Consider the following 13967-nt stretch of genomic DNA (forward strand, 5'->3'; position numbering starts at 1 on the left):
CCACCGCCGACACCGTCCTGGACCGCATGCGCCGCTTCGACGCCAAGGGCCGCACCAGCTGACCCCCCGCCGACAGCAGCCCGCCCCTCCGCAGAGTTCAGGACACCCCATGTACCGCACCGCACTGCGCAACGTGCTGGCCCACAAGGGCCGACTCCTGATGACGGCCCTCGCCGTCATGCTCGGCACCGCCTTCGTCGCCGGCACCATGGTCTTCTCCGACACCTTCGGCAAGGCCATGCAGGACAGCAACTCCAAGAGCTACTCCGACGTGTCGGTCCAGATCGTCGACCGGTCGGCCGGCTCCTCCGCCTCCGCCCGGGAGAAGAGCGAGACGAGCACGGCCACCCTGACCGACGCCACCGTTCAGCAACTCGGCGCGCTCCCCGGGGCCGCCTCGGCCCGCGGCGTGGTCAGCGGCTTCACCGGCGTCGCCGACCGGAGCGGCAACCTGATCGGCCAGGCCTGGACCGCCAAGGGCGCCAACTTCGCGCCCGGCGCGGACGGCAAGGACGTCCGCTACCCGATGGCGGAGGGTCAGGGCCCGACGAAGGCCCAGGAGATCGCCCTCGACCGCAGGACCGCCGAGAAGGGCGGCTACAAGGTCGGCGACACCGTCCGGATCGCCTCCAACGGCCCGGTCGCCGAGGCGAAGCTGACCGGCGTCTTCACCACCGACGACCCGGTGGTGAACACCGGCGGCACGCTCACCCTGTTCGACCGCGCCACCGCCCAGCAGCTGCTGCTGGAGCCGGGCCGCTACAGCAGCGTCGTGCTCGCCGCCAAGCCCGGCACCACGGAGGCCGCGCTGCTCGCCGAGGCCCAGCAGAAGCTCCCGGCCGGCCGGCAGTTCGACGCCGAGACCGGTCAGCAGCTCAAGGACGACGAGCAGAAGATGATCACGAGCAGCACCGACGGCATGCGGACCATGCTGCTCGCCTTCGCCGGGATCTCACTCTTCGTCGGCATCTTCATCATCGCCAACACCTTCACCATGCTGGTCGCCCAGCGCACCAAGGAGCTCGCCCTGCTGCGGGCGATCGGCGCCAGCCGCAAGCAGGTCACCCTGTCCGTGCTGATCGAGGCCCTGGTGATCGGCGCCCTCTCGGCCGCGGCCGGCCTGGTGGTCGGCATCGCGATCGGCGCCGGGCTGCAGTCCGCCGTCCACTCGCTGAACGACGGCCTGCCCACCGGCGCGCTGGTGGTCAAGCCGCTGACCGTGGTGGTCACCCTGGTGGTCGGCGTCCTGGTCACCGTCCTCTCCGCGCTGCTGCCCGGGCTCCGCGCCTCGCGGATCGCCCCGGTGGCCGCGATGAGCAGCGGCGACCAGCCGACCAGCCAGAAGAGCCTGCTGGTCCGCAACATCATCGGATCGGTCCTCACCGCGGGCGGTGGCGCGCTGGTCGCCTACGGCGCCTCCACCGGCAACGGCGACGGCCGCGCACCGGTCGCCCTCGGCGCCGGGGTCGCCCTGATCGGCGTCTTCATCCTGCTGCCGCTGCTCTCCCGCCCGGTGATCGCCCTGGTCGGCCCGGTGCTCGGGAAGCTGGCCGGTACGCCCGGCAAGCTCGCCCGGCAGAACGCGGTGCGCAACCCGCGCCGCACCGCCGCCACCGCCGCCGCCCTCACCATCGGTCTGACCCTGGTCACCGGCCTGACGGTGATCGGCGCCTCGGTCGGCGGAGCCCTCGACAAGGCCGTCACCAGCTCGATGAAGGCCGACTACCTGATCTCGACCGCGAACGACATGAGCCTGTCGCCGAAGGTCCCCGCCGAGGTCGCCAAGACCGCCGGAGTGACGGCCTCCTCGCCGCTCACCACCGTCTACTGGGACCTGAACGGCACGAACAAGTCGATCAGCGGCCTGGACGCGGCCAGCTTCGACCAGCTCGTCTCCGTCAAGCTGACCAGCGGATCCACCGCGGGCTTCGCCCAGGGCCAGGCCCTGATCGACACGGACGTCGCCAAGAAGAACAACGTCACCACCGGTTCGACCCTGACCGTCACCTACCCGGACCAGTCCACGGGCCGGCTGACCGTCGGCGGCGTCTACGAGTCGGGCGGCATGCTCGGCCCGGTGGTGCTGGCCAACAGCGAGATCGTCAAGCACGAGCCCACGCCGTACATCAGCGACGTCCTGGTCAAGGGCGCCGACGGTGCCACCGACTCGCTCAAGAAGGCGCTCAAGGACGCCACCGGCGCCAACCCGGTGATCGAGGTCAAGTCCAAGCAGGACGTCCGCGACGACTTCAGCCAGATCATCACCATCGCGCTGAACATGATGTACGGGCTGCTGGCGATGTCCGTGCTGGTCGCGGTCCTCGGTGTGGTCAACACGCTGGCCATGTCGGTCTTCGAGCGCAAGCGCGAGATCGGGATGCTGCGGGCGATCGGCCTGGACCGCAGCGGCATCAAGCGCATGGTCCGCCTGGAGTCGGTGGTGATCTCGGTCTTCGGTGCCGGCATCGGCGTGCTGCTCGGCTGCTACACGGCCTGGGGGATCCTCGGCACCCTGAAGTCCAGCATGGCGGGCCTGACCACGGCGCTCCCCTACGGCCAGCTGCTGCTCTTCCTCGTGCTCGCCGGCCTGGTCGGCCTGGTGGCCGCGATCTGGCCGGCCCGCCGGGCGTCCAAGCTGGACATCCTGGAGAGCATCAAGACCGACTGACCCACCGGCGCCGGGCACCGCACCGGCGCCGGACACGGAAAGACCCCCACCGGAGGGTTCGGTGGGGGTCCTTCGCTACTTCTGTACTCCGCCCGGTCGCACGGCCGGCTGAGCACCACGGAGGTCGTGGTCCGGCGACGCTGCCGGGCGGAGGGCCTCCGACTCATTTCCCGGTGCTCCCACACCGGGATCTCAGTCGCTTACTTGCTGCTGGCGAGTTCCTTGTCGGCGGCCGGCTTGGCGGCCTCGACCGGCTTCGGCGCGGGCGCCGCGGCCTCCTGGAACGCCTCGAACGGCTTCTCCATCTGGGCCAGGCCGACGGCCTCGCGCTTCAGGAAGACCGCCAGCGTCCAGTCGGTGAAGACGCGGACCTTGCGGTTCATGGTCGGGACCATGGCGCCGTGGTACAGGCGGTGGAACCACCAGGCCGGACGGCCCTTCAGCTTGTACTTGCCGAAGAGGATCGCCACGCCCTTGTGCAGGCCGAGACCGGCCACCGCACCGAGGTTCTTGTGCTTGTACTCGGCCTGCGGGAAGCCGCGCATGCCCGAGATCACGTTGTCGCCGAGGACGGCGGCCTGCCGGACGGCGTGCTGCGCGTTCGGCGGGCACCAGGCGCCCTCGCCCGCGGCGAGGTCCGGCACCTGGGCGTTGTCGCCGGCGGACCAGACGTAGTCGAAACCCTTGACCTGCAGGGTCGGGGCGGTGTCCACGTGGCCGCGCGGGCCCAGCGGGAGGCCGAAGTTGGCCAGCACCGGGTTGGGCTTGACGCCCGCCGTCCACACGATGGTGGAGGCGTCCGCCTCGACGCCGTTCTTCAGCACGACGTGCTGGTCGACGCAGGAGTCCATCGAGGTCTCGATGTAGATCTCGATGTTGCGCTCTTCGAGCTTCTCCTTGGTCCACAGACCGAGGTCCGGGCCCATCTCCGGGAGGATGCGGTTGGCCGCCTCCACCAGGATGAAGCGCATGTCGTCACGGCTGACGGTCTTGTAGATCTTGGCGGCGTCGCGCGCCATGTCCTCGATCTCGGCGATCGTCTCGACACCGGCGAAGCCACCGCCGACGACGACGAAGGTCAGCGCCTTGCGGCGGATCGCCTCGTCCGTGGTGGACTCGGCCTTGTCCAGCTGCGCCATGACGTGGTTCCGGAGGCTGATGGCCTCCTCGACCGTCTTCATGCCGATGCCGTGCTCCGCCAGACCCGGGATCGGGAAGGTCCGGGAGACCGAGCCGGTCGCGACGACCAGGTACTCGAAGGGCAGCTCGTACGAGTCGCCGGCCGCCGGCTGGATGGTGGCGACCTTGCGGGCGTGGTCCACACCGGTGACAGCACCGGTGAGCACCTCCGCCTTCTTGAGGGCGCTGCGCAGCGGCGCGACGAGGTTGCGGGGCGCGACGTTGCCGCCGGCCGCCTCGGGGAGGAAGGGCAGGTACGTCATGTACGACCGCGGGTCGACGACCGTGACGGTCGCTTCGCCATAGCGCATCTTCTTGAGGATGCGCATCGCGGCATACAGGCCGACGTAACCACCGCCGACAATGAGGATGCGAGGACGCTCCGTGGTGCTCATATCCGAAAGTATCCAGCACCGTCCGGAGCAGCCTTCGTGAGGCCGGTCACAAGCTCCTGGACACCCTGTGCTACACTTCGCGGCCACTTTCTCGGCCCCGGGGAGCTGTCTCACAGCCCTCCCCGCCTCCCCGTGAGGCCATGGACCCGAACGGCCCTGCTGAGCAGCAACGATCCATGGCACGCCTGGGTTCCCGCGCGTGATTTCGATTTTCAAACCCGTACGGGGGCGTCACCTGCGATCCAGCGGGCGACACGACGGACAGGCCTTCGGTCCCACATTTCGGACGTAGCGGACCGGTCAGCGCGACGAATGGCTGGATCGCCATGTGAAGAAATTCACGAACTTTCCCGCAGGGCCCCGGGCGCGCCCCGGCCCCGGACCCCCCGAAGGGGTTCCGGGGCCGGGTCGGTAAGCCCCGCACCGGGCTAGGAGGCGATACTCCAGGCGATGCCGTCCAGGATGTCGTGCTCGCTCACGACCAGCTCGGCGGCGCCGGTCCGCTCCATGATCTCCAGCAGCTCCAGCGCGCCGGCCGCGATGACGTCCACCCGGCCCGGGTGCATCGACGGGATGGCCGCACGCTCGGCGTGGGTGGCGGCGAGCAGCTCGGAAGCGATCCGGGCCACGTCCTCGCGGGTGATCCGCGAGTGGTGGATCCGCTCGGAGTCGTACCCGGGCAGGTCCTGGACGATCGCCGACACCGTGGTGACCGTCCCGGCCAGACCGACCAGCGTCGCCGCACCGGTCAGCGGGACGACCTCCTCGGCCTTGTCCAGCTCGGCCCGGACGTGCGCCCGCGCCTCGGCGACCTGCTCCGCCGAGGGCAGCTCGGCGCCGCCGAAGTGCCGCTCGGTCAGCCGGACGCAGCCGATGTCGACCGAGCGGGCGGCCCGGACGTCCTCGGCGCCGAGCACGAACTCGGTGGAGCCGCCGCCGAGGTCGAAGACCAGGTACGGCGCCGGGAACTGGCCGCGGGTGAGCTCCTTGGTGGCGCCGACGAAGGAGAGGTGCGCCTCCTCCTCGCCGCTCACCACCTCGGGCCCGACGCCCAGGATGTCGCGCACGCCCTTGGCGTACTCGTCACTGTTCTCGGCGTCCCGCGAGGCGCTGGTGGCCACGAAGCGGGTCCGCTCCGGGGCCACCCCGAAGCCGGCGATCACCTCGGCGTACTCGCGGCAGGCCGCGAAGGTGCGGGCCAGCGCGTCCGGGTGCAGCCGGCCGGTCCGGTCCACGCCCTGACCCAGCCGGTTGATCACCATCCGGCGGTCGAGGTCGGTGATCGCCCCGGTCTCCGGATCGAGGTCGGCGACCAGCAGGCGGATCGAGTTGGTACCGCAGTCGATCGCGGCGACCCGAGTGACACTCATGCGTCGGGCTCCTCGGCATTCTCCTGCGCGGCCCGCTTGGCGGCGCGTTCGGCGGCCTTCTGCTGCTTGGCGGCGATCACGGCCTCGTGGTCCTGCTGCTTGGCGCGGTTCCTCGCGACCCGCTCGCCGGCGGCCTCGACCTCGTCGGGGGAGACGCAGGGGCCCTTGGCCCACCAGTCCTCCAGCATGCCGATCGCCTCGTCGCCGAGCGGGTTGACGCCCTCGCCGGCCGCCAGCGAGTGGCCGACCAGCACGTGCAGGCACTTCACCCGGTCCGGCATGCCGCCGGCGCTGGGGAAGCCCTCCAGCACCTCGATGGCGTCGCGGCGCGCGATGTAGTCCTCGTGCGCCTTCTGGTAGGCGGCGGCCAGCTCCGGGTCCTCGGCGAGCCGGGCGGTCTGCTCCTTCATCACGCCGTCCGCCTCCAGCGTGCCGATCAGCGAGGCGGCCTTGGGGCAGGTCAGGTAGTAGAGCGTCGGGAACGGCGTGCCGTCCGCGAGCCGGGGGGCCGTCTCCACGACGTCCGGGTTGCCGCAGGGGCAGCGGTGCGCCACCGAGCGCAGGCCGCGCGGGACCCGGCCGAGCTGTGCGGCGATGGCCGCGACGTCGGTGTCGGAGACGGAGGGGTGGTTCTCAGTGGTCATGGGGGGAGCTGGCTCCAGCAGGGGCAGGGGCGGGTGAAGAGGGCGGGGCGAGAGCGGCGGTGTCGGCGGCGTCCACCGAGTCCCAGACGCTCGCGTACCAGGGCTTGGCGGCCTTGGCCGCGCCGTCGGAGGGGGCGGGCGGGACGGCGGAGGACTGGGTGGCGCGCGGGCCCGCCGGATCCACCGCGATGTACGGGGTCTCCCCCGGCATCGCGTAGTGCAGCCGGCTGCGGGCCTGCGCCTTGACGTACTCCGGGTCCTGCCAGCGGGTCTTCTCCCGGCGCAGCTGCTCGACCTGTTGCCGGGCGTGCTCGGCCTTCGCCCGCTGGGCGGAGATCTCGGAACGCTGGGAGATGAACTGCCTGGTCGGGTAGGCCAGGATCGCGACCAGGGAGCAGAGCACCAGGACGAGGACGGTCGCCCGGCTCGTGAAGCGAGGCCGGGCGGCAAAGCCCGGGATCCTCCAGCCTGCCATCTCCCGTGTCCCCTCCTGATCGCGACGGTGCCCCGCCGTCCACCCTACGGGGTGGACGGCGGGGCACCGGTCAGGCTTGCGCTACTGGGCGCGATCGGCCCTCGTGACGGGCCCGGGCCGACGACTGCTCGGCCGCGCGGCCACTACTCGGCGGCGCGGAAGCGCGGGAACGCGCCGCGGCCGGCGTACTCGGCCGCGTCGTCGAGGATCTCCTCGATGCGCAGCAGCTGGTTGTACTTGGCGACGCGCTCGGAGCGGGCCGGGGCGCCGGTCTTGATCTGGCCGCAGTTGGTGGCGACGGCGAGGTCGGCGATGGTGACGTCCTCGGTCTCACCGGAGCGGTGCGACATCATGCAGCGGTAGCCGTTGCGCTGGGCCAGCTCGACGGCGTCCAGGGTCTCGGTCAGCGAGCCGATCTGGTTCACCTTGACCAGCAGCGCGTTGGCGGTGCCGGTCTCGATGCCCTTGGCCAGGCGGGCCGGGTTGGTGACGAACAGGTCGTCGCCGACCAGCTGGACCTTGTCGCCCAGCTTGACGGTCATGGCCTTCCAGCCGTCCCAGTCCGACTCGTCCAGCGGGTCCTCGATGGAGACCAGCGGGTACGCGGCGACGAGCTCGGCGTAGTACTCGATGAGTTCGGCGGCGGAGAGCGCCTTGCCCTCGAACTGGTAGGCACCGTCCTGGTAGAACTCGGAGGCGGCGACGTCCAGGGCGAGCGCGATGTCCCGGCCGGGCACGTAACCGGCCTTCTGGATGGCCTCGGTGATGAGGTCCAGGGCCTCGCGGTTGCTGTCCAGGTTCGGCGCGAAGCCGCCCTCGTCGCCGAGGCCGGTGGACAGGCCGCGCTCCTTCAGCACGCCCTTGAGGGTGTGGTAGACCTCGACGCCCCAGCGGACGGCCTCGGAGAAGGACTCCGCGCCGATCGGAGCGATCATGAACTCCTGGATGTCGACGTTGGAGTCCGCGTGCGAGCCACCGTTGAGGATGTTCATCATCGGGACGGGCAGGACGTGGGCGTTCGGGCCGCCCAGGTAGCGGAACAGCGGCAGGTCGCTGGCCTCGGAGGCGGCGTGCGCCACGGCGAGCGAGACGCCCAGGATCGCGTTGGCGCCGAGCGAGGACTTGTCCGGCGTGGCGTCCAGGTCGAGCATGGCCTGGTCGATCAGGCGCTGCTCGGTGGCGTCGTAGCCGACCAGCTCGGGGCCGATCTGCTCGATGACGGCCAGGACGGCCTTCTCCACGCCCTTGCCGAAGTAGCGGTTCTTGTCACCGTCGCGAAGCTCCAGCGCCTCGAAGGCACCGGTGGAGGCACCCGACGGGACAGCGGCACGGCCGGTGCTGCCGTCGTCGAGGCCGACCTCGACCTCGACCGTGGGGTTGCCACGCGAGTCGAGAATCTCACGGGCTACGACGACATCGATGGACGGCACGAGGCATCTCCTAGCGGAAGCAGGTTCGGCTGACGATGGGTGCTGTCGGCCGGATGGTTGCGGAGTCGTTACGACCAGAGCCTAACCGCACGGGCTCCCGGGACCACGTCGACCTCGGTCCCGTCTCAGCGTGTGGCCGGGCTACCCACCGGTAGTTCACCTGGTTGTCCCACGAAATGCGGCCGGATGCGGACGAAGGGGGCCGAACCGGCCCCCTTCGTGGCGTCACCGCACGGGGAGTCACCACACGGGCGGTCAGCCGAGGTCGAGCTGCTGGCCCGGGAGGATCAGGTTGGGGTCGGTGCCGACGGTGCCGCGGTTGCCGTCGTACAGCGTCTGCCAGCCGCCGTCGACGCCCTGGGCGGCGGCGATCGTCGACAGGGTGTCACCGGACTGGACGGTGTAGCCGTGCCCGGCGCGCTGCTGGGCGGCGGGAGCGGCCGCGGCCGGGGCGCCGTGGGCGGCGGCGGGGCGGCTGTCCTGGCCCGCGTACCCGCTCGTCTGCTGGGCGGCCTGCTGACCGGCGTACTGCTGGTAGACGCTCTGGTGGCTGGTCCAGTACCAGGCGCCGTCGCTCTGGTACCAGAAGACCTTCGCGTCGGCGTCCCAGCCGGGCTGGCCGGCGAAGCCCGGAGCCCGGTCGTCCTGCTGGGCGGGCTGCTGGGCGGCGGGCTTCGGAGCCTGCTGCTGGGCCGGCTTCTGGGCCGGCTTCTGCGCGGGCTTCTGCGCCGGCTTCGGCGCGGGCTTCGACTGGGCCGGCTTGGCGGCGGCCGTCGGCTCGGCGTCCGAGGAGGTGTCGACCGAGGCCGCGGCCCCGCCCTTGGCCAGGCCCGCCTTCTGGGAGCAGACCGGCCAGGCGCCCGGCCCCTGCGAGGCGAGGACCTTCTCGGCGACCGAGATCTGCTGCGCCCGGCTGGCCTGGTGGGCCTGCGGCGCGTACGAGGTGCCGCCGAACGCCTTCCAGGTGCTGGAGGTGAACTGGAGGCCGCCGTAGAAGCCGTTGCCGGTGTTGATGCCCCAGTTGCCGCCGCTCTCGCACTGGGCGACCGCGTCCCAGGTCGAGGCCGGGGCGGCCGAGGCGCCGGTGGCGGTGAGGAGCGGCAGGGCGAGTCCGACGCCGGCCACGCCGGCAACGGCGATGGCCTTCTCGGTCTGGGTGCGACGACGGTGACGGCCGGTTCCGACGAAGAGCATGGGGAAGTCCCTCTCCGCACGCCTGCGAGGTGAGCTGTCGGGTTCGGACCGGGAGGTGGCCCGGCCGCACGACGCGGACGCCTTCTGCCCGCGCGGGCGGCTTCACCCCAAGCCGTGGGGGACGGCAACAAACCTGGTTCCCCCGCCCCTGCCCAAGGGTTCTGGTCGGTTTCCCGTAACGCGGCGGGCAGGATTCGGCGTTCCGCGCACGAGGTCCGCAGCTGCGAACTCCAGGGAGGGTAGACAGATCCTCACATCAATAACAAGCTCATATCGCAGGTATCACACATAAATTACGGCGCGTGGCCGATCGCCTACCAACGACAGGGCTATGTCCGGTTTGATGCTGATTCATACCTGCAGCCAGGGCGTGTCGGCGACACCCCGTCAGCGTGTCGGGGTCTCGGCACGACGAGATCGAGACACCGCCGGGGGCCGCCGGACGGATTTGCTCAGAGCCCGTCCACCGGTGCCGCGGAGGGCTTCTCGGGGGTGAATTCCACCGGGAGATCGCGCAGTCCACGCATGATCAGGCCACCGCGCCAGCGGAGCTCCTCCGGGCTTGCGGCGAGTCGCAGATCGGGCAACCGGGTGAGCAGGGTGGTGAGCGCCGCGCGCCCCTCCAACCGGGCCAGCGGAGCACCGATGCAGTAGTGGATGCCGTGCCCGAAGCCGAGGTGCGGGTTGTCCGTCCGGGCCAGGTCGAGGGTGTTCTCGTCGGCGAACCGCGCCGGGTCCCGGTCCGCCGCCGCGAGCACCACCAGCACCGGATCGCCGACCGGGATGTCCACGCCGCCGATGGTCAGCGGGCTGGTCGCGAACCGCCAGGTGGCGAGCTCCACCGGACCGTCGTAGCGCAGGAGTTCCTCGATACCGGTCTCCAGCAGCGCGGTCTCACCGCGGGCGATCGAGTCCTGGAGCAGCGCCCGCTGCCCGGGGTTGCGCAGCAGGGCGTAGGTGCCGTTGCCGATCAGGTTCACGGTCGTCTCGAACCCGGCGAAGAGGAGGATGAAGGCCATCGCCGCGGCCTCGTTCTCGGTCAGGTGCTCACCGTGGTCGCTGGCCCGGATCAGCCCCGAGATGAGGTCGTCGCCGGGATCGGCCCGCTTGCGGTGGATCAGCTCCGCCAGGTAGGCGCGCATCCGCTTGACGGCGCGTCCTACCCCGCCGCGCTGCCCGCTGCCGTGGCGGATCATCATGCCCGCCCAGTCCCGGAAGTCGTCCTGGTCCTCGACCGGCACGCCGAGCAGGTCGCAGATCGCGTAGATCGGCAGCGGGAAGGCGAACTCGTGGATCAGGTCCGCCGAGCCGCGCTCCGCGAAGCCGTCGATCAGCCGGTCGGTGAGCTGCTGCACCCGGGGCTCGAACTCCGCCACCCGGCGCGGCGTGAACGCCTTCGAGACCAGCCGGCGCAGCCGGGTGTGGTCCGGCGGGTCGATGTTCAGCAGGTGGGTCATCAGATTGGCCTGGCGCTCGCCGGGGATGCCGACCCGGCCGCTGCGGTGGGCGTGCCCGCTGTGATGGGCCGGGTTCTTCGAGAGCCGGCTGTCGGCGAGCGCCTGCCGGGCGTCCGCGTACCTGGTCACCAGCCAGGCCTCGACCCCGCTCGGCAGGGTGGTGCGGTGCACCGGTTCGTGCTCCCGCAGCCACGCGTACGCCGGGTACGGGTCGGCGGCGAACTCCCAGGTGAAGAGCGGCGGGCGGGCTGAATCGGGCTGAACTGGCATGTGTCGACCGTATCCGGTGGGGAACCCCGGCGCGGCAGGCGTGAGCCTGGTCACCTGAGGGGTAATCCCTGTTGCGGAGGGTCAGGACCTGCCTACGATCCTCCGCAAGCAAAATGCGTGGGCGCCGGTGCGGAGCCGCCCACAGGGAGGAGCGCACCATGCGGGTCACCGGGGCAGTCGTGGTCATCGCCGTACTCGCCGGCGGGTCGGGAGCCGGCCTCGCCCGCCGGTTCACCGCCGCGGGCGCCTCCGGCGTCCTCATCGCGGACCAGCAGGTCGGCATCGCCGAGGACCTCGCCACCGAACTCGACCGGCCGGGCTGCCCGGTCGTCGGCGTCTGCGGCGACATCCGCCGCCCGAGCGACATCGCCGCCCTGGTCGACACCACCGAGAAGCACCTCGGCCCGATCGACCTGTTCTGCGTCGCCGGGCCGGGCGGCGAGCGCGTCGTCTCCCTCGCCGAGCTGCCGGACCACCTCGACCTGGAGCGGCTGGCCGAGCTGCTCGCCCTGGTCGGCGAGGCGATCGCCGAGGTCGTCGACGAGGTGGTCCCGGTGCAGCGCCGGGCGGTGGAGGACGTGGCGGCGGTCTGACGGGGGCGCGGCGGGTCGCGGCCCGGGCGGCGGTCGCGGTGCGGGCGTGCCCGGGCGCGGATCTCGGCCCGGGCGTGCTCCGGGGGCCCCTCGGGGCTACTCGGGCTTGAGCCCCTCGGCGGCGCGCACGGCGTCCCGGTAGCCGCGCGCGGCCGCCCGGAGCGCGGCGTCCACGTCCACCCCCGCGTCGAACGCCCGCTGCGCCACCGCGAGCAGCAGCCGGCCCGCCGACTCCGCCGTGAGCTCCGCGGGCAGCTCGTAGGCCGCGTCCGGCACACCGGTGAAGCCCGCCCGGCGCACCCGGGACACCAGCTTCGCCGCGTACGCCAGCGCGGGAAGACCGGCCGGCACGCCGTCCAGCACCGACTCGCGCTCCGACTTCTCGGCGGCCTTCAGCGCCTCCCAGTTCGCCTCCACCTCGGCGGCGCCCTCGGCCTCGACGTCCCCGAAGACGTGCGGGTGGCGGTACATCAGCTTCTCGACGATGTCACCCGCCACGTCGTCGATGGAGAACGCGTCGGTGGGGTGCTCCTCGGCGATCCGGGAGTGGAAGAAGACCTGGAGCAGGACGTCGCCCAGCTCCTCCCGGAGCGTGTCGCGGTCCCCCTCCTCGATCGCCTCGACCAGCTCGAAGGACTCCTCCACCAGGTACTTCACCAGGCTGGCGTGGGTCTGCTCGGCGTCCCAGGGGCAGCCGCCGGGCGAGCGAAGGCGGTCCATCACCGAGACCAGGTCCAGCAGCCGCGCGCCCGGCAGGTCGTACGAACCGGGCAGCACCTCGATCTCGGGCACCTCGCCCGCGTGCTCGACCGCGAGGCGCGCCAGCGCGTCGGTGAGCCCGGGGTCGCCGTCCGGGCTGCCCAGCCAGACCGTCGGCCCCGAGGCGGCCGGCTGTCCGGTCAGCAGCCGGGCGAGCGTGGGCGCCGAACCGGGCGCCACCACCTCCACCTCGACCCCCGCCTGCCGCACCGCCGGCAGCTGCGGGTGCGCGGCGTCCCCGGCGAGCACCCGCCCGGCCGACCGCAGCGCCTCCCAGGCGGGCCAGGCCAGCAGGCCGGGAGCCACCCGGTGGGTGGTGGTGAGCAGGATCAGCTTGGCGCCCGGAAGATTCGTCACACCCCGAACCTACCCGGCCCCGGTGGGCCCCCGCCTCCACGTTTCGCCCGGCCAGGGGGACGGCGGGGCGGGTGCCGGTCAGGCCGCGTACCGGGTACCGCCCGGCCCGGGGGCGGGTGCCGGTCAGGGTCCGGCACCGCGCTCCGCCCGGCCCGACGGGCGACAGGCACCGGCCCCCGAGGCGGCGGGGCCACGGCACCGGACCGGCCCCACCGCCGCACTCCGCCCGGCCCCGAGGGCGACGGCTGGCCCGTGCACCGGCCGCGCCCCACCGCCCCGCTCCGCCCGATCCCCCCGCTCCGCCCGATCCGCCCGATACAGAGGGGCAGCGGCAGAACCGGGTGCCGGTCCGACCCCGCCCCCACGCTCGAAGGACGGCGGCAGGCCGGTGGCCGCCACCCGTCCCGTGCGGCGGCAGGGGCGCGTGCCGGTCGCGGCGCGCGGAGTGGGAAGTCGGCCGGTCCGACTTCCTGTGCTCGTCGGGCCTGAGGATCAGCCGGCCAGCCAGGGCGGGGTGTCGGGGAGGAGGGCGACCCGGTCGGCGTTCCAGGTGCCGTAGCGGGGGTTGACGCGCAGGTGGAGGGCGGCTCCGGCCAGGGCGAGGCGAACGGTGTGGTCGCCCGCCGGGGTGGCGGCGTCCTGGCCCGTGGCGGCGGCGAGGCGGCGGATGCTCAGCTCGCGACGGAAGTAGTCGTCGACGCCGGGACCGGCGACACCCCGGGCGGCCAGGACGCGGGCGAGCGGGCCGGCACCGCCGTACCGGTCCTGCGCCGCCGTCCGGGCCGCCGCCACCTCCGCGCCGCCCACCGCGAGCCCGCGGTCGGCCAATGCGCGGGCGACGACCGCGTCGAGCACCAGGTCCGCGACGGCCCGTCGTACCAGTCCGTCCGGCGGTCGGCGGGCGTCCGCGGAGGCGCCGCCGGCCACCTCGCGCAGCTCCGCGACCCGGGCCTCGACGGCCGCCACCGGGATCCGCCGGCCGTCCAGCACGGCCGCCGTGCCCGGCGTCAGCCCGTCGGCCCCGCAGGCGGCCAGCGTCGGGACGGCGAGCAGGGCGCCGACGACGACGGCGGTCCGACGGTGCATGGCTGGTCTCCGGGGTGGGGGGCGGCAGGCGTTCGGAGGCGCCTTCCCGCGAACGGCCGGACGGTGTCCCGAGGGTAGGGCGGCCCGGCC

General features: G+C 72.5%; 11 protein-coding genes and 1 riboswitch. Of the genes, 2 read left to right on the forward strand and 9 right to left on the reverse strand.

Annotated features, from left to right (window positions below; all coding sequences use genetic code 11):
- Positions 1–109 precede the first annotated feature (109 nt).
- Positions 110–2668, forward strand: a complete 2559-nt coding sequence (locus tag ABT263_RS34240) for an ABC transporter permease (RefSeq protein WP_352296666.1) — start codon at positions 110–112, stop codon at positions 2666–2668.
- A 200-nt stretch (positions 2669–2868) separates the two neighbouring features.
- Here the strand turns inward: ABT263_RS34240 and ABT263_RS34245 are convergent, their stop codons facing one another.
- From ABT263_RS34245 to ABT263_RS34275, 7 genes are all read right to left on the reverse strand, one after another.
- A complete protein-coding gene (locus ABT263_RS34245) occupies positions 2869–4242 on the reverse strand; it encodes an NAD(P)/FAD-dependent oxidoreductase (RefSeq protein WP_329489347.1) in 1374 nt (457 codons plus the stop codon).
- A 428-nt stretch (positions 4243–4670) separates the two neighbouring features.
- Positions 4671–5612 carry a Ppx/GppA phosphatase family protein gene (locus tag ABT263_RS34250; protein WP_352296668.1) on the reverse strand — a complete coding sequence of 314 codons (942 nt, stop codon included), beginning with the start codon at positions 5610–5612 and terminating at the stop codon, positions 4671–4673.
- Positions 5609–6274 carry a DUF501 domain-containing protein gene (locus ABT263_RS34255; protein WP_380390315.1) on the reverse strand — a complete coding sequence of 222 codons (666 nt, stop codon included), beginning with the start codon at positions 6272–6274 and terminating at the stop codon, positions 5609–5611. Before ABT263_RS34255 ends, ABT263_RS34250 begins: the two co-directional genes overlap by 4 nt.
- Positions 6246–6731: an FtsB family cell division protein gene (locus tag ABT263_RS34260; RefSeq protein ID WP_352296671.1), complete on the reverse strand. Its 486-nt coding sequence runs from the start codon at positions 6729–6731 to the stop codon at positions 6246–6248. The genes ABT263_RS34255 and ABT263_RS34260 overlap by 29 nt, the downstream gene beginning before the upstream one ends.
- A gap of 143 nt (positions 6732–6874) precedes the next feature.
- Positions 6875–8161, reverse strand: coding sequence for a phosphopyruvate hydratase (gene eno / locus ABT263_RS34265; protein ID WP_352296673.1), 1287 nt, complete (start codon positions 8159–8161; stop codon positions 6875–6877).
- Between the two features lie 255 nt (positions 8162–8416).
- Entirely contained in the window at positions 8417–9355 is a 939-nt protein-coding gene (locus tag ABT263_RS34270) for a transglycosylase family protein (protein WP_352296676.1), read from the reverse strand.
- A gap of 5 nt (positions 9356–9360) precedes the next feature.
- Positions 9361–9533, reverse strand: a riboswitch (cyclic di-AMP (ydaO/yuaA leader).
- 274 nt (positions 9534–9807) lie between these two features.
- On the reverse strand, positions 9808–11082 hold the full coding sequence (locus ABT263_RS34275) for a cytochrome P450 family protein (protein WP_352296679.1): 1275 nt from the start codon (positions 11080–11082) through the stop codon (positions 9808–9810).
- Between the two features lie 158 nt (positions 11083–11240).
- Here ABT263_RS34275 and ABT263_RS34280 point away from each other — a divergent pair, with 158 nt between their 5' ends.
- The gene (locus ABT263_RS34280) at positions 11241–11675 is read left to right on the forward strand and encodes an SDR family NAD(P)-dependent oxidoreductase (RefSeq protein ID WP_329489340.1); all 435 of its coding nucleotides are present in this window, start codon (positions 11241–11243) and stop codon (positions 11673–11675) included.
- Between the two features lie 96 nt (positions 11676–11771).
- On the opposite strand, the gene ABT263_RS34285 is transcribed toward ABT263_RS34280, so the two are convergent.
- Complete coding sequence (locus ABT263_RS34285) at positions 11772–12791, reverse strand: nucleoside triphosphate pyrophosphohydrolase (RefSeq protein ID WP_352296682.1); 1020 nt, start codon at positions 12789–12791, stop codon at positions 11772–11774.
- Between the two features lie 492 nt (positions 12792–13283).
- Positions 13284–13877, reverse strand: coding sequence for a hypothetical protein (locus ABT263_RS34290; RefSeq protein ID WP_352296685.1), 594 nt, complete (start codon positions 13875–13877; stop codon positions 13284–13286).
- Between the last annotated feature and the right edge of the window lie 90 nt (positions 13878–13967).

Source organism: Kitasatospora sp. NPDC001603 (genome assembly GCF_040298365.1).
Classification (GTDB): domain Bacteria; phylum Actinomycetota; class Actinomycetes; order Streptomycetales; family Streptomycetaceae; genus Kitasatospora.